The sequence below is a fragment of the Tatumella sp. JGM94 genome (assembly GCF_018257595.1).
Taxonomy (GTDB): Bacteria; Pseudomonadota; Gammaproteobacteria; order Enterobacterales; family Enterobacteriaceae; genus Tatumella; species Tatumella punctata.
On the sequence record NZ_JAERJN010000005.1, the window covers coordinates 90376 to 106920 of the forward strand.

Genomic DNA, 16545 nt, shown 5'->3' on the forward strand with positions numbered 1-16545 from the left:
GAGCTCTATGAATTCTGAGCGTTCCGAACGCATTGAAATCCCCGTATTGCCGTTACGCGATGTGGTGGTTTATCCGCACATGGTTATTCCGTTGTTTGTCGGACGTGAAAAGTCGATTCGCTGTCTGGAAGCGGCAATGGACAACGATAAAAAGATCCTGTTGGTGGCACAAAAAGAAGCTTCCACCGATGAACCCGGCGTTAATGATCTTTTTTCCGTCGGTACAGTTGCCTCTGTGTTGCAGATGCTGAAACTTCCCGATGGCACCGTCAAAGTGCTGGTGGAAGGCCTGCAGCGTGCGCGTATCGATACCCTGTCCGATAACGGTGACCATTTTGCAGCCCGTGCAGATTATCTGGAATCTGCAGAAATTGAAGAGCGTGAGCAGGAAGTGCTGGTACGCACGGCGGTGAATCAGTTTGAAGGTTACATCAAACTGAATAAAAAAATTCCGCCGGAAGTCCTGACGTCGCTGAACAATATTGATGATGCGGCCCGTCTGGCTGATACCATTGCTGCTCATATGCCCCTGAAACTGGCTGATAAACAGTCAGTTCTGGAAATGACAGATATTAATGAACGTCTTGAATATTTGATGGCGATGATGGAATCGGAAATCGATCTGTTACAGGTCGAAAAGCGTATCCGTAACCGTGTCAAAAAACAGATGGAAAAAAGCCAGCGTGAGTACTATCTGAATGAGCAAATGAAAGCCATTCAGAAAGAACTCGGCGAAATGGATGATGCACCTGACGAATTTGAAGCGCTGAAGCAGAAGATTGAAGCGGCGAAAATGCCGAAAGAGGCGAAGGAAAAAACTGAAGCCGAGCTGCAGAAGCTGAAAATGATGTCCCCTATGTCGGCGGAAGCGACAGTCGTCCGTGGCTATATCGACTGGATGGTTCAGGTGCCGTGGAACGGTCGCAGTAAGGTTAAAAAAGATCTTACCCGCGCCAAAGAAACCCTGGATACGGACCATTATGGTCTGGACCGGGTAAAAGACCGTATTCTTGAGTACTTAGCCGTTCAGAGCCGGGTCAATAAAATTAAAGGTCCTATTCTGTGTCTGGTCGGACCACCAGGGGTCGGTAAAACCTCTCTTGGACAGTCAATTGCTAAAGCAACCGGCCGTAAATACGTACGTATGGCGTTAGGCGGGGTGCGTGATGAAGCGGAAATCCGCGGACATCGTCGCACCTATATCGGTTCAATGCCGGGCAAACTTATCCAGAAAATGGCCAAAGTCGGGGTGAAAAACCCACTGTTCCTGCTGGATGAAATTGACAAAATGTCGTCTGATATGCGCGGCGATCCGGCTTCTGCACTACTGGAAGTGCTGGACCCGGAGCAGAATATCGCATTTAACGATCATTACCTGGAAGTCGATTACGACCTGTCCGACGTTATGTTCGTGGCGACCTCGAACTCGATGAATATTCCGGCTCCGTTACTGGATCGTATGGAAGTGATCCGTCTTTCCGGTTATACGGAAGATGAAAAGCTGAATATTGCCCGTCGTCATTTACTGCCGAAGCAAATTGAACGTAATGCGTTAAAACCGAAAGAAATTACGGTTGAAGACAGTGCACTGATGGGCATTATTCGTTACTACACCCGTGAAGCCGGGGTACGTAGCCTGGAACGTGAACTGTCAAAGCTGTGCCGTAAAGCAGTGAAAGCCCTGTTGCTGGATAAGCAGCAGAAACACATTGCGATTAATGGCGACAACCTGAAGGATTATCTCGGGGTGCAGCGCTTTGATTACGGCCGTGCTGATGAGCAAAACCGGATTGGCGAAGTGACCGGTCTGGCATGGACCGAAGTCGGTGGTGATTTACTGACCATTGAAACTGCCAGTGTCCCGGGTAAAGGTAAACTGACCTATACCGGTTCTCTGGGTGAGGTGATGCAGGAGTCTATCCAGGCAGCAATGACGGTGGTCCGTGCCAGGGCAGAGACGCTGGGGATTAACAGTGATTTCTACGAAAAGCGTGATATCCACGTGCACGTCCCGGAAGGCGCCACACCAAAGGATGGTCCGAGTGCCGGTATTGCTATGTGTACTGCGCTGGTGTCCGCGCTGACCGGCAATCCTGTGCGGGCTGATGTCGCGATGACCGGTGAGATTACGTTGCGTGGTCAGGTACTGCCGATTGGCGGATTAAAAGAAAAGCTACTGGCTGCTCATCGTGGTGGTATTAAAACCGTACTGATCCCCGATGAAAACAAACGTGATCTGGAAGAGATCCCTGATAATGTGATAGCGGATCTGAAAATCCATCCGGTTAAATGTATCGAAGAAGTGCTTAAACTGGCACTGGAACGTGCACCGGAAGGATTTGAGGTTGAAACAGCGAAATAATCTCGTTGCGTCAGCGCGGTTATTACCGTCAAATAGCGGCGGTAATAACCCGGATGCCGGCATTGTTATCACGGCGGCATAAATTCAGAGTAATACCGTTGTGTATGGCTGCGATGCTTGTTATAACGGGCTGTTCTTTATCGGCAGTTATTCTGCCGGTAAGGTAAAAAAATAAAAGGGGATGATAGAGTGAATAAATCACAGTTGATTGACCAGATTGCTGCTAATGCGGATATCTCCAAAGCAGCAGCCGGACGTGTTTTAGATGCATTTATGAGTGCAGTAACAGAGTCACTGAAAGAAGGTGATGAAGTGGCTTTAGTCGGCTTTGGTACTTTCTCCGTGCGTGAGAGAGCAGAACGTACCGGCCGTAACCCACAGACCGGAAAGGAAATCACTATCCCGGCAGGTAAAGTTCCTGGCTTCCGTGCCGGCAAAGCACTGAAAGATTCTGTTAATTAATCGTATTTAACTCTGTGAAAGGATTTTCTTTCATGGATTGAGGACTGTACTGCCGTTCTCATGTAACATACTGGCACATCATGGTGATGTGCCTTTTTTATGCCGGTTAGCGGCTGCATAAGACGGTGACATCACCAGACAGGTTCGAAAATCAGTACCTGTTTATTGCTGATTTTTGAGTTGAACGGCGACGGTAAAGCGTCATATTTACACTACAGCGGAGTGTTGCCATACCATGATGGACAATTTACGCACGGCCTCTAGCCACATCGTATTGAAGATTATACTGGGATTGATCATTGTTTCATTCGTGCTGACCGGCGTGGGTAACTATTTGATTGGTGGTAATAGTGATTATGCCGCCAAGGTTAACGGTATCACTATCAGTGGTCCTCAGCTGGAGAATGCGTTCAATAATGAGCGTAATCGTCAGCAACAGCAACTGGGCGCACAGTTTGCTCAACTGGCAGGCAATGAACAATTTGTACAGCAAATGCGCCAGCAGGCGATGTCGGATTTGGTCGACCAGACACTGCTACAGCAGTATGTTAAGTCACTGGGACTGGATGTCAGTAACGATCAGATTAAACAGGCTATCTTTGCCCAGAAGGCTTTCCAGACCGACGGCCATTTTGATAATGCCCGTTTTACCGGCCTGATTAACAGTATGGGATATACCCCTGACCAGTATGCAGTGGCATTACGTAAGAGCCTGAGTACTGGTCAGCTGATTAACGGGATCACGGATACTGATTTTATGCTGAAGAATGAAATCAGCCAGCTGGTGAGCCTGGTGGCACAGCAACGTAATGTCCGTGAAGCGGTCATTAGCACTGATGCGCTGGCGGCGAAGCAGACTGTTTCAGATGACGAAGTGAACAGTTATTATCAGCAACATAAAGACAGCTTCCTCGCGCCTGAACAGTTCCGTGTCAGCTATATCAAACTGGACGCGGCCAGCCTGCAAAAAATACCTTCCCCGCAACAGGTACAAGCCTGGTATGACAGTCACAAAAGTGACTACACCACGCCGCAGCGTACCCGGTTTAGTGTGATTCAGGTAAAAACACAGGCTGATGCCGACGCTGTGCTGGCACAACTTAAACAGGGAGCCGATTTCGCAGCTTTGGCTAAAGAGAAATCTATTGACCCGATTTCTGCCCGTAAAGGCGGTGACATGGGCTGGCTGGAGCCGGATACTCTGCCAGATGAACTGAAAAATGCCGGTCTGACAACCAAAGGTCAGATTTCTGGTGCGATTAAAAGTTCGGTCGGCTATCTGATTGCGCGGGTGGATGATATTCAGCCGGAACAGATCCAGCCACTATCGGCTGTTTATACCACTGTTGCTCAAAGCGCAGAGCAGGATAGTGCCGTCAGCGAGTTCTATCAGCTGCAGCAAAAAGTTAGCGATGCCGCCAGCAATAATAATGCATCCCTTTCCGGTGCAGCCAGTGTTTCCGGGGTTAATGTGGTCGAAACCGGCTGGTTTACCCGTGACACGCTGCCTGCGGACCTGAATTTTGATCAGGTAAAACAGGTTATCTTCGGCGGAACGCTGCTGGGAAGTAACGGTGCTGCCGGTAATAACTCGGATATTATTACCGTAGAGGGTGACAGAGCCTTTGTGGTTCGTATCAGTGATCATAAACCTGAAGCAGTACAACCGCTGGTTCAGGTAAAACAGCAGATTGTTGATGCGATTAAACATGACAAAGCACTGCAACAGGCACGTACTCAGGCAACGGCGATTGTTGACCAGCTGAAACAGGGGAAAACCACAAGCTTTGATGCTGCCGGTCTGAAATTTGCGGCCTCAGAAACGCTTGAGCGTAATAACCCGAATGCTGTGACATCTACTGTCTTCGCCTTACCACAGCCACAGGCAGACAAACCTTCTTACGGTATCGGGGAAGATATGCAGGGTAATGTTGTGATTTTAGCGCTGGATAAAATCAGTGAAGGCACATTACCGGAAGCTCAGGTAAAACAGATGGTCGCTGGTGTGACACAAAACAATGCGCAACTGGTATTTGCCGCACTACTGCAGAATCTGCGTCATAATGCGAAAATCAAATACGGTGCGGCTGCTCAAATGCAGTAACAGTCCGCAACCCGTGTTGTGATGTTGTAATAACAAAGGCTGCCTTGTGCAGCCTTTCTGTTTTCTGTGCGACGTCCTCTGCGCACCGCCTCATTTTTCTGACATGCTGCCGCTGAATGTTATCCAGGGAGAATTAATATGCAATCAGGACTTATACGCATGCTGTGTACTTCACTGTTTTTACTGTCTGCTGTCAGTGTGTTGCCGGCAGGGGCCAGTGATGCAGTTCCGCGCCTTACGGGTAAGATCAATACTGCTGAGACTGTGACGACGAAGGTCAGTGTGAATCAGGCAACCGCAGAAATGCTGGCAGAGGCTATGAACGGGGTGGGTCTGAAAAAAGCCCGCGCAATCGTTGAGTACCGGGAGCAGTACGGCCCTTTCAGTTCTGTTGAACAGCTGGAGGAAGTCCCGGGGATTGGTGCGGCTCTTGTAGAAAGAAATATGTCGCGTTTAACACTGTAACCCTGCGGGACTTATCAGGGAGCATGCGGAGGGGAATAACGCCGGGCAACAGATACCTTCTGTTGCCCGTGATGTTACACCAGGCCGGTTTTTTGCTTCATGGCCGTCATCACCGGTTGCGGTTGTTGCTGGTATTCTTCCAGTCCGCGGGCACGCAGATGGCAGGCCGCACATTCACCGCAGCCGTCACCGGTTATCCCGTTGTAGCAGGTCAGGGTGGAGTGACGGATCAGTGGCAGTTGCTGCCAGTAGTCTGCCAGTGCCCAGGTCTCGGCTTTATTCAGCCACATCAGCGGCGTTTCAAAGCGAACATCTCTTGCCATTCCCAGCTGAACAGCATTATTCAGTGCTTTGACAAAATCATCCCTGCAGTCGGGATAACCGGAAAAGTCCGTTTCACAGACCCCGGTGATCACTGCTTCGGCGTTTACCTGGTAAGCATAGATAGCAGCCAGTGTCAGAAACAGAATATTCCGGCCCGGAACAAAAGTACTGGGCAGACCGTCCGCTGCGGCATCGTAGGCCGGTACCGGGATGTTATCCCGTGTCAGGCTGCTGATTGCCAGCTCGTTGAGTAGTGTCACATCCAGGACTTTATGTGCTCTGGCCCCCAGTTGCTGGCTGAGCTGACGTGCGACCTCTATTTCCTGGTGATGGCGCTGGCCATAGTCGAAGGTGACACAATGGACTTCATCATACTGGTTAAGTGCCTGGATCAGGCAGGTGGTCGAATCCTGTCCGCCACTAAAAACAACTACTGCTCTTTTCATTATCGTTATTCCGCTCAGATTACGCCGGTATGTTAACCTCTGGCGGGCAAAAGGACAAAGCCCGCGGCACGCAAGGTAAACCGGAGAAGATGGTCAGCAATTCAGTTCAGATTGCCAGTGGCTGATATCACCGATATTCTGGCCGACCCAGTGGGGATTATAGTAAGTATCCGGATAACGTTCTCCGCTGTCACAGATTAACGATACCAGTGCGCCCTGCTGACCCCGGGCTTTCATTTGCCGGGCGACATGGATCATACCGTAAAAGTTAGTGCCGGTAGACGCCCCCACGCGGCGACCAAGGATTTTTTCCAGTGCATAGATAGCGGCTACAGAGGCTGCATCCGGTACTTTAAGCATATTATCTATCACGCCGGGCAGAAATGAGGGTTCGACACGGGGCCGTCCTATGCCTTCAATCCGGCTGCCGGTCTGGCAGGTGAGGGTTTTGTCACCCTGTTGCCAGTAGTCATAAAACACCGAGTTCTCCGGGTCGACAGCCAGTAACTGTGTTTCAAAGCCGCGGTAGTGAATATAACGACCCAGGGTGGCTGTTGTCCCGCCGGTACCGGCGCTCATAATCAGCGTATGGGGTATCGGAAAAGGCTCATCCTGTAACTGACGGAAGATGCTTTCGGCAATATTATTATTACCCCGCCAGTCGGTTGCTCTTTCTGCATAGGTAAACTGATCCATATAATGGCCGTTCATCGTTTCTGCCAGTTGTGCCGAGCGGGCATATATCTGAGCCGATGAGTCGGTAAAATGGCATTCGCCGCCGTAAAAACGGATCTGTTCCGTTTTCCTTCTGGCAGTGGCGGACGGCATAACAGCAATAAATGGCAGCCCAAGCAGCCTGGCAAAATAGGCTTCGGAAACGGCGGTGCTGCCAGACGAGGATTCAATTACCGGAGTATCGCGTTTTATCCAGCCATTACTCAGCCCGTAAAGAAACAGAGACCGCGCCAGCCGGTGTTTCAGACTGCCACTCGGGTGGGTGCTTTCATCCTTCAGATAAAAGTAAATCCCCGGAAATTCCTTCAGGGTAAAACGGATTAAATGGGTATCTGCCGAACGCCGGAAGTCTGCATTTATCTCGTTGATTGCTTCTCTGACCCATGGGTCTGCCATGATATGTACCCTGTAAATTTAAAAAGGCAGCATAAAGCACCCGGCGGAAAATAACGTGATTAAATAGCGGTTAATATGCCCCTGTAAGAGAAAAATATTCTCCGGAGTTAGTTATATGGTAGATAAAATAGATCGTAAATTGCTGTCTTTGTTGCAGGAAGACAGTACATTATCTTTGCAGTCATTAGCCGATGCGGTAAACCTGACATCAACCCCTTGCTGGAAACGGCTGAAAAAGCTCGAAGATAATGGCATTATTCGCGGCCGGGTGACATTACTGGACGGGGATAAGCTCGGGTCAGGCCTGATAGCATTTATGTTTATCAAGACCCAGCAACATAATAAACAGTGGTATCAGGATTTTGTGTCACTGATCCATGAGTTACCGGAAGTGATGGGCTGCTACCGGATGTCGGGACAGTATGATTATTTGCTGCGTATTCAGATTGCGGATATGAAAAGTTATGATGCGCTGTATAAAAAGCTGGTGGAAGGTATTTCCGGACTGACAGAAGTGACGTCCAGCTTTGCAATGGAAGAAATTAAATATACCACTGCTATACCGCTCAATCTGTAGTCACTGATAGTGAGATCCTGAGTGCTTTTATTTAGTCAATTACGTGAATATTTCGCGTCAGAATGGCGGCGGTACACCGGTGCGGTCAGCCTGCTGGTGCTGGTTGCGCTATTACAATTACTGCCGCCGCGGCTGGTGGGGATTATCGTTGATGGTGTCACACATCATACCTTGTCACATCGTCAGCTGACCCTATGGATTGGCGTTATTCTGGCTATTGCGGTGGTCACTTATTTTTTACGCTATGTCTGGCGGGTGTTGCTGTTTGGCGCGTCTTATAAGCTGGCAGTGGTATTGCGGGAAAAATATTATCATCAGCTCAGTCGGCAGAGTCCGCAGTTTTATGCCCGTTACCGGACCGGTGACCTGCTGGCCAGAGCAACCAATGATGTCGACCGGGTGGTATTTGCCGCCGGAGAAGGGGTACTGACGCTGATTGACTCGCTGGTGATGGGGCTGGCGGTGCTGGTGGTGATGAGTACTCAGATCAGCTGGCAACTGACACTGATAGCTTTAGTCCCGATGCCGGTAATGGCATTGATTATTAATCGTTGCGGGAAAAAACTTCACCGTCGCTTCCGCTCGGCACAGGCGGCTTTTTCTTCTCTGAATGATCAGGCCCAGGAGAGCCTGACCAGTATCCGGATGATTAAAGCCTTTGGCCTTGAGCAATACCGTTCCGCTCAGTTTCTGAAAACGTCACAGCAAACCAGCACCGATAACTTCCGTGTCGCGAGGGTGGATGCCTTATTTGAGCCGGTAATTTATCTGGCGGTTGCCTGTTCTAACTTTCTTGCGATTGCCGGCGGAGGCTGGATGGTCTGGCATCAGCAGTTATCCCTCGGCCAGTTAACCAGTTTTGTTATGTATCTCGGGTTAATGATTTGGCCAATGCTGGCACTGGCCTGGATGTTTAACATTGTCGAGCGAGGCAGTGCGGCATGGGTGAGGATTGAGGCTCTGCTATCACAGGCCCCGGAAATTGCTGACGGCCTGCACCGGCTGCCGGCAGGACGCAGTGATTTACGGCTGAATATTGCATATTTCCGCTATCCGCAAAGTGATAATGATGTGTTACACAACATGGAAATAACCATACCGCCCGGCAGTATGCTGGGGATCTGTGGTCCGACAGGTAGCGGAAAGTCGACTCTGCTGGCCCTTATCCAGCGGCATGTCGAACTCACAGCAGGACAGGTGACTTATCACGGACAGCCTCTGTCATACTGGTTACAGGATGACTGGCGGCAGCGTCTGGCGGTGGTAAACCAGTCGCCGTTTCTGTTTTCAGACACGGTTGCCGGCAATATTTCTCTGGGTAATCCGCAGGCCAGCCGTGAACAGATTGCTCAGGCGGCTAAGCTGGCCTGTGTCGAACAGGACATTTTACGCCTGCCACAGGGTTATGATACGGATGTCGGCGAGCGCGGCGTTATGCTATCCGGCGGACAGAAACAACGCATTTCTCTGGCCCGTGCCCTGCTGATGAATGCGGAAATTCTGATCCTTGATGATGCTTTATCAGCCGTCGATGGCGGTACTGAGCACCGGATACTGACAAACCTGCGACAATGGCGGGGGAATAAAACCGTGATTATGACTGCGCATCGTTTATCTGCGCTGGCGATGGCTGATGAGATTATTGTGCTGCAACAGGGGGAAATTACCCAGCGCGGGACTCCGCAGCAACTGGAAAATGCCGGCGGCTGGTATCAGGATATGTATCAGTATCAGAAAATAGCAGCATCACTCTCCGGCAATTCAGGCCGTCAGCCACCACAGGAGGTTTGAGTGTCTCAGCCGGTATCATTTATGAAAACCTTAACACGGTTACTGGCGTATGGTCTGCCGTGGAAAAAACAGTTAATTTCAGCGGTGGTATTGCTGGTTCTGGCGGCGGCAGCACAGGTCGCAGGGCCGATGCTGATCAGCTATTTTATCGACCATTTTATCAGTGCTGAGCAATGGCAGTGGCGGGCAGTATTGCTGACGGGGGCAGGATTTTTGCTTTTGCAGCTACTGGCCGCGATATTTAATTACCGCCAGTCTCTGTTATTTAACCATGCGGCGATTGGTGTGGTGCGCAAACTCCGTTGTGAGGTGATGGACGCGGCATTGCGCCAGCCACTGAAAGCATTTGATACCCAGCCGGTCGGACAGCTGGTTTCCAGAGTCACCAACGACAGTGAGGTGGTACGCGATCTGTATATCACTGTGGTCGCCAGCGTGTTACGCAGTACGACCCTGATTATTGCAATGCTGGTCGCCATGTTTGCCCTGAACGTGGAAATGGCATTGATTGCGTTATGCATTTTCCCGATGGTGCTGGGTGTGATGATTATTTATCAGAAACACAGTACAGGGATTGCCCGCCAGGTGAGAACCCGGCTGGCAGATATTAATAACGGTCTTAATGAAGTGATTAGCGGTATGACGGTGATCCGGCAGTTTCGCCGCCAGCAACATTTTGCTCAGTTGCTGAAACGGCACAGCGAAAATCATTACCGCTCAAGAATGAAAATATTGCGTCTGGACGCCTTTCTGTTACGGCCATTGCTCAATCTGTTCAGTGCTGTGATTCTGGCTATGCTGGTACTGGTGTTTAGCCTGGCGAGCCCCGGTCACTTCGAAGTCGGGGTATTGTATGCATTTATTGCTTATCTGGGCCGGATTGAAGAGCCGTTAATTGAACTGACGACCCGCCAGTCGTTATTACAGCAGGCAGTTGTCTCCGCTGAACGTATTTTTGAACTGATGGATGCGCCGGCACAGCAATACGGTACTGATAACCGGCCACTGGCCTCCGGACAACTGACGATCAGGCAGTTGTATTTTGCGTATCAGCCGGAACGTGATGTCTTGAAAAACATTAACTGTCAGTTAAAAGAGGGCGGTTTTCTGGCACTGGTCGGGCATACGGGCAGCGGTAAAAGTACTCTGGCTAATCTGCTGATGGGGTATTACCCAATCACGCGCGGAGAGATTATCCTCGACGGGCGGCCGATCAGCGATCTCAGCCACCGGGTATTGCGTAAAGGGATCGGTATGGTGCAACAGGACCCGGTGGTTCTGGCGGATACATTGCTGGAAAATATCCGGCTGGGCCGGGAGATCTCCGAAGATCAGGTAACAGATGCCCTGGCCAGGGTCCGGTTAACTGACTGGCTACACAGTCTGCCGCAGGGGATTTATACCCCGATGGGGGAGCAGGGTAATAGCTTATCGGCCGGGCAAAAACAGTTACTGGCGCTGGCACGTATTCTGGTGGATGTACCTGCATTACTGATCCTCGATGAAGCGACGGCCAATATCGATTCCGGTACCGAACGGGCTATTCAGCAGGTACTCTCTGAAGTGCGAAAAACGACTACCCTGGTTGTTATTGCACACCGGCTGTCGACGATAACGACGGCAGATACTATTTTGGTGTTAGAGCGTGGAGAGGTCACTGAAAGGGGCACTCATCAGCAATTACTTGAGCAGGGTGGCCGTTATCAGCAAATGTACCAGTTACAGCGTGCGGGTCATGAACTATCAGACAGCAACCTTGCGGCAGGATAATCTCTCAGTGCACTCTGTTAGTACAATTTAATCAGAGAACCCTGGCTGCTGCACCACGACAACACTGACTGCACCTTAATGGTGCAGTCGCTGCCCGCCATTTTTCTCCCGCGTTAATTCCTCCGGTAACAACCTCCGCCCGGCCGCTGATTTGCTGCATTTTCCGAAAATAGCCATCACTGAATAAATGGCATGTTGTTTGCTTATGCTAGAGAAGGTTCAGTGCAACTTATAATTTCAATACCCGGAGGGAGTAATATGAAGCTGGTGACCGTGGTCATAAAGCCATTTAAATTAGAAGACGTACGTGAAGCATTATCTTCCGTGGGTATCCAGGGACTGACTGTGACCGAAGTAAAAGGGTTTGGTCGCCAGAAAGGGCACGCTGAACTGTACCGTGGTGCTGAATACAGTGTGAACTTTTTACCTAAAGTTAAAATTGATATTGCTATTGCCGATGATCAGCTAGATGAAGTCGTTGATATTATTAGTAAAGCAGCCTATACCGGAAAAATTGGTGACGGAAAGATTTTCGTTTCTGAATTGCAACGTGTTATTCGTATCCGTACCGGTGAAACAGACGAAGCTGCGCTTTAATTTAGCCTTGGATTACTGAGGGAAGGGAAAAATGAATAAATTTCTGACTAAACTGGCTCTGGCGGGGGCAGCGCTCGCGCCATCGTTTGCCTTTGCCGCACCTGCCGTTGCCGATCAGGCGGATAACGGATTTATGATGATTTGTACTGCTCTGGTGCTGTTTATGTCAGTACCGGGCATCGCTCTGTTTTATGGCGGACTGATCCGCGGTAAGAACGTATTATCCATGCTGACACAGGTTTCGGTGACTTTCTCTCTGGTTGCTGTTATCTGGGTAATTTATGGCTACTCACTGACCTTCGGCGATGGCAATAACTACGTTGGTGGCTTCCAGTGGGTGATGCTGAAAGGGATTGAACTGAAAGCGCTGATGGGCACCATTTATCAGTATATCCATGTAGCATTTCAGGCATCTTTTGCCTGTATTACCGTAGGCCTGGTGCTGGGCGGATTGGCTGAGCGTGTGCGTTTCTCTGCAGTACTGATTTTTACGGTTATCTGGGTCACTCTGTCTTATTTCCCTATCGCGCATATGGTGTGGGGCAACGGCTTACTGGCTCAGGACGGAGCTCTGGATTTTGCCGGGGGGACAGTGGTGCATATTAATGCTGCGATTGCTGCGCTGGTCGGTGCTTATATGCTGGGTAAACGCGCTGGTTTTGGCAAAGAAGCATTTAAACCACATAATCTGCCGATGGTCTTCATTGGTACGGCGATCCTCTACATCGGCTGGTTTGGCTTTAATGCCGGTTCTGCTGCTTCAGCTAACGAAATCGCTGCGCTGGCGTTTCTGAATACGGTTGTTGCTACCGCGGGTGCAGTATTGTCCTGGACGTTTGGTGAGTGGCTGGTGCGTGGCAAGCCTTCATTACTGGGTGCCTGTTCCGGGTTTATTGCCGGCCTGGTTGCCATTACCCCTGCTTGTGGTTATGTCGGCGTAGGCGGTGCACTGATCATTGGTCTGGTTGGCGGGCTGGCAGGTATCTGGGGTGTGACATCACTCAAACGTTTCCTGCGTGTCGACGATCCTTGTGATGTGTTCGGTGTTCATGGTGTCTGCGGTATCATCGGTTGTATCCTGACAGGGGTGTTTGCCTCTTCTTCACTGGGTGGGGTGGGTTACAGTGCCGGAGTCACTATGGGCCATCAGGTCTGGGTTCAGATCCTCAGTTGTCTGCTGACGCTGGTCTGGTCTGGCGTTGCTGCGTTTATCAGCTTTAAAGTGGCGGATATGGCGGTCGGGCTGCGTGTTCCGGAAGACCAGGAGCGTGAAGGTCTGGATGTTAACAGCCACGGTGAGAATGCTTACAATCAGTAATGCGAACTCAGGGCTGTAATTAACGGTAGAAAAAGGGCGGTTACCGCCCTTTTTTACTGTGTTTTTTCTGACGTATTATCCCTTCCTGTACTGCAGATGCCACCAGTTGTCCGTCCTGACTGTAGAATTCTCCGCGTACAAACCCCCTGCCTCCGGAAGCTGAAGGGCTGATCACGCTGTATAACAACCATTGACTGAGGTTTACCGGACGGTGAAACCACACAGAATGGTCAATGGTGGCAACCTGCATATCCGGCTCCAGAAAACCTTTGCCATGGGGCTGTAATGCGACCGGTAAGAAATTAAAGTCAGAGGCATAACTGAGCAGTGATTGCTGCAGGGGTTGATCATCTGGCAACCTGCCGTTAGCTCTGATCCATACCTGGCGTACAGGCTTACTGATCTGCCCTTGTAACGGGGTATGTTGCTGAACCGGACGAATTTCCAGCGGGCGGTCGGAACTTATCAGGGATTTTAACGCCGCGGGTACGCAAGACCCCGGTCTTCTGGCCAGTTGTTGTTCGCCGGGCAGATTTTCCGGGCCATTGATGTCCGGCATTGGGCTCTGGTGTTCGAAGCCTTCAGCGTCCGCCTGAAATGAAGCTGTCATGGAGAAAATCACCACATCATTTTGTTGTGCCGTTATCCGCCGTGCACTCAGGTTCTGGCCGTCACGCAGAATTTCCACATCGTAAATCACCGGCAGTTCACTGGACGCTGGCCGCAGAAAATAGCTGTGAAATGAGTGTGCATACCTTCGGCTGTCGGTGGTTTGTTGTGCCGCACTGAGTGCCTGTGCCACCAGTTGTCCGCCAAAAACCTGAGGTAATCCCAAATCTTCACACTCAGCGCAGAACCGCAGACCCTCCTGTTTTACAGGCTGTAGCAAGGTTAGTAAATTTTCTAATGGATTAGCCATAGAGACCTCAGTATATGGCGCGGGGATTTACCAGGAATTTTCTTATAATTTGCCCGCATAATGGTTTTGGCATAAATAAACAGGAATAAACCCGATATTCTGCCAGAATTATCAGAGCACGGTGGCAAGAATGTACTCTTGGGTAATAGCAGAGCACCGTGGTTCATTCTGTTCATAAGGAGACGACATCAATGAAATCTATGCATATTATTAGTGGATTAGTCATAGCATTGTCTGTGACGGCATGTGCCGATAATACCGGTGTTCCTGCAGGATCGCCTCCGGCACCGGGCATCAGTGTTGCTGCCGCACAACCGGTTATTTCCGGGGCTGTCTATATCCGCCAGCGTATTGCTCTGCCGGAAGATGCCGTACTGACGGTGACCTTAGCTGATGCTTCCGGGGGAACCGGACCAACGCGGGTGATTGCACAGAAAACAGAACGCCTTGCCGGTCAGCAGGCACCTCTCCACTACACACTGCCGTTTACTGGCAGAGAGGTCAGTCCTCAGGGACAGGTATTCCTCAGTGCAGCTATTACTCTGAATGGCCGGGTGATCTTCTCTTCTGAGTCCCTGCAACCAGTCACATCGGGAGTGACGCAACGTAAAGACCTGATGCTGGAAGCTGTACCTCAGGTTGCTGTTCCGGTTGCGGTCTCTGCTGCTGGCTGATGACAGCTGGTCAGCGGGTATTATTGCCCTGACCAGCGATATTTTTGCAGGCAGATGAGATGTTGCTGGCTGACGTCAATTCCTTCGGCCAGTAATGCCTCACGTTGTCGCAGCAGGTCTGTACCCTGCAAAGAAATTCCTCCCTGCCGGTTTACTACACGATGCCAGGGCAGCTCAGAACCTTCAGGTAATCTTTTTAAGACCGCCCCCACTTGTCTGGCGGCTCTGGAATTTCCTGCCAGCCTGGCAATGTCTCCGTAGGTCGATACCTGGCCGTAAGGGATGGCGGCCACGATTAACCAGACCCGTTCGCGAAATGCTGGTTCGTCTGTCATTGTTTATCCTGAAGAGTGGATCAGAGTAATACAGACAATAACCCGGTCAGGTGTTCAAGAAAACAACGGTTGGCTGTCGCAGGCTTGCAATTAGCCTCTCCATCACTGATAATGCCTGCGCTTTGAGAGATCAGGGCTTTTCAATGGGGACTCTGCTGGTTCTCCCGCAATGCTAACTTGTGAACCCGGTCAGATCCGGAAGGAAGCAGCCGCAGCAGGTGACGCATGTGCCGGGATGTCGCTGGCAGAGGCCCCACCCAAAAGATTCAGTTTCAATACTCCCTGCCAGTTTATCCCTTACTTACCAGACAGTTTCTGTCTCAGAAAATTATTCATCAGTATTTATTAACAATTATCGTTATTACCGTGATGTGCTTTTTATTGTTTGCGGGCACTCGACAGACAGCATAAAGAAATGCGTGCTTTGCTGGTAAGGGCACAGTATACCGGAAAGTCAACCGGTGTGTCCGCCTGACGACCCGCTGTTTTGTTATCTGAATTCCCCGCGAGAAATAATTAACCCCCGCAGGTTTTTTCATTTAATCGTAATAGTGGCCGGGAAAGCAGTTTTTCACTTCAGGCAGGTACTTTGTACAGCATGACGGGAGAGTTAAGATCCGTTATCGTACATACTTCCATACAGTTGCTGGCACTTTATCGTACAATTTATTCATCGTCAGTTCCGCCAGACGGTGGTCTGCTGCTGAATAAAAAACCACCAGATCTTCATCTGATAATTCGTATTTATTTTTTTCGATAACTCTTTCCAGAGTATCAATTGAACGACAGCGTCTCAGACGCATCAGATAATCTGTTTTGGTTAAAGTAGTGTTGCTCATAATAAAACTGCTCCTGGCTAATGTATGACACTATGCCCGTTTTTTTCGCTGAGACGGGTGTCAAAAAATAATCTAAACAACTGGTTTGATGAAGTTTTCCAGAAATTAAAATCCTGTTTATTTACTGTGTAGCCGCTAAATAATGTAAAAGTATCGTCAAGATATTTATCAACCTGTTGAATCAGTAACTCATCTTCACTATGTTTTAATTTATAGAGAATACTGAATGCTGCAATGTGTTCAATCAGATCATGCAGTTGCAGACTTTCTGCCGACGCGGGATCGTTAATCCAGCAGGCTTGTTGCAGGTTGAGAGTTGCAATACTTTCATCAAATAAGTTTTCACACAGGAACTTCAACTGCGCCACATCATACCTTTTAGGTGAGTATTCATCCATCTTTTCCACCTCTTACGAATCTGGCTGAAGACA

At 49.9% G+C, this 16545-nt stretch carries 16 protein-coding genes and 1 other RNA gene; 11 read left to right on the forward strand and 6 right to left on the reverse strand.

Annotated elements, in window-relative coordinates; all coding sequences use genetic code 11:
* Positions 1-7: 7 nt before the first annotated feature.
* The 4 genes from lon to JK216_RS05345 all read left to right on the forward strand — a co-directional run bounded on the left by lon (position 8) and on the right by JK216_RS05345 (position 5393).
* Positions 8-2362, forward strand: a complete 2355-nt coding sequence (lon, locus tag JK216_RS05330) for an endopeptidase La (RefSeq protein WP_212709855.1) — start codon at positions 8-10, stop codon at positions 2360-2362.
* Positions 2363-2551: 189 nt separating this feature from the next.
* Entirely contained in the window at positions 2552-2824 is a 273-nt protein-coding gene (hupB, locus tag JK216_RS05335) for a nucleoid-associated protein HU-beta (protein ID WP_212707943.1), read from the forward strand.
* A 235-nt stretch (positions 2825-3059) separates the two neighbouring features.
* A complete protein-coding gene (gene ppiD, locus JK216_RS05340) occupies positions 3060-4928 on the forward strand; it encodes a peptidylprolyl isomerase (RefSeq protein ID WP_212711075.1) in 1869 nt (622 codons plus the stop codon).
* 138 nt (positions 4929-5066) lie between these two features.
* A complete protein-coding gene (locus tag JK216_RS05345; protein ID WP_212707945.1) occupies positions 5067-5393 on the forward strand; it encodes a helix-hairpin-helix domain-containing protein in 327 nt (108 codons plus the stop codon).
* Between the two features lie 74 nt (positions 5394-5467).
* On the opposite strand, the gene queC is transcribed toward JK216_RS05345, so the two are convergent.
* Both queC and JK216_RS05355 read right to left on the reverse strand, forming a co-directional pair.
* Positions 5468-6163, reverse strand: coding sequence for a 7-cyano-7-deazaguanine synthase QueC (gene queC, locus JK216_RS05350; RefSeq protein WP_212707946.1), 696 nt, complete (start codon positions 6161-6163; stop codon positions 5468-5470).
* Positions 6164-6256: 93 nt separating this feature from the next.
* Positions 6257-7294 (reverse strand): PLP-dependent cysteine synthase family protein, encoded by a 1038-nt coding sequence (locus JK216_RS05355; protein WP_212707947.1) that lies wholly within the window; start codon positions 7292-7294, stop codon positions 6257-6259.
* A gap of 115 nt (positions 7295-7409) precedes the next feature.
* Between JK216_RS05355 and JK216_RS05360 the strand changes: the two genes are divergently transcribed.
* The 5 genes from JK216_RS05360 (at position 7410) to amtB (ending at position 13347) form a co-directional block, all read left to right on the forward strand.
* Positions 7410-7871: an Lrp/AsnC family transcriptional regulator gene (locus tag JK216_RS05360; protein WP_212707948.1), complete on the forward strand. Its 462-nt coding sequence runs from the start codon at positions 7410-7412 to the stop codon at positions 7869-7871.
* 21 nt (positions 7872-7892) lie between these two features.
* On the forward strand, positions 7893-9662 hold the full coding sequence (locus JK216_RS05365) for a SmdA family multidrug ABC transporter permease/ATP-binding protein (protein WP_212711076.1): 1770 nt from the start codon (positions 7893-7895) through the stop codon (positions 9660-9662).
* Positions 9663-9683: 21 nt separating this feature from the next.
* On the forward strand, positions 9684-11432 hold the full coding sequence (locus tag JK216_RS05370; protein WP_212711077.1) for a SmdB family multidrug efflux ABC transporter permease/ATP-binding protein: 1749 nt from the start codon (positions 9684-9686) through the stop codon (positions 11430-11432).
* A 258-nt stretch (positions 11433-11690) separates the two neighbouring features.
* Positions 11691-12029, forward strand: coding sequence for a P-II family nitrogen regulator (glnK, locus tag JK216_RS05375; protein WP_038018716.1), 339 nt, complete (start codon positions 11691-11693; stop codon positions 12027-12029).
* 31 nt (positions 12030-12060) lie between these two features.
* A complete protein-coding gene (gene amtB, locus JK216_RS05380; RefSeq protein ID WP_212707951.1) occupies positions 12061-13347 on the forward strand; it encodes an ammonium transporter AmtB in 1287 nt (428 codons plus the stop codon).
* A gap of 40 nt (positions 13348-13387) precedes the next feature.
* Here amtB and JK216_RS05385 read toward each other — a convergent pair whose 3' ends face one another.
* Positions 13388-14266 carry an acyl-CoA thioesterase domain-containing protein gene (locus JK216_RS05385; protein WP_212711078.1) on the reverse strand — a complete coding sequence of 293 codons (879 nt, stop codon included), beginning with the start codon at positions 14264-14266 and terminating at the stop codon, positions 13388-13390.
* 191 nt (positions 14267-14457) lie between these two features.
* Here JK216_RS05385 and JK216_RS05390 point away from each other — a divergent pair, with 191 nt between their 5' ends.
* The gene (locus JK216_RS05390) at positions 14458-14940 is read left to right on the forward strand and encodes a YbaY family lipoprotein (RefSeq protein ID WP_212711079.1); all 483 of its coding nucleotides are present in this window, start codon (positions 14458-14460) and stop codon (positions 14938-14940) included.
* A 20-nt stretch (positions 14941-14960) separates the two neighbouring features.
* Here the strand turns inward: JK216_RS05390 and JK216_RS05395 are convergent, their stop codons facing one another.
* Entirely contained in the window at positions 14961-15275 is a 315-nt protein-coding gene (locus tag JK216_RS05395) for an MGMT family protein (RefSeq protein WP_212711080.1), read from the reverse strand.
* A 153-nt stretch (positions 15276-15428) separates the two neighbouring features.
* On the opposite strand from JK216_RS05395, the gene ffs reads away from it, so the two are divergent.
* Positions 15429-15525, forward strand: an RNA gene (ffs, locus tag JK216_RS05400) — signal recognition particle sRNA small type.
* Positions 15526-15895: 370 nt separating this feature from the next.
* Here the strand turns inward: ffs and JK216_RS05405 are convergent.
* Positions 15896-16114: an HHA domain-containing protein gene (locus tag JK216_RS05405; RefSeq protein WP_212707955.1), complete on the reverse strand. Its 219-nt coding sequence runs from the start codon at positions 16112-16114 to the stop codon at positions 15896-15898.
* A gap of 17 nt (positions 16115-16131) precedes the next feature.
* Positions 16132-16512: an Hha toxicity modulator TomB gene (gene tomB, locus JK216_RS05410; protein ID WP_212707956.1), complete on the reverse strand. Its 381-nt coding sequence runs from the start codon at positions 16510-16512 to the stop codon at positions 16132-16134.
* Positions 16513-16545 lie beyond the last annotated feature (33 nt).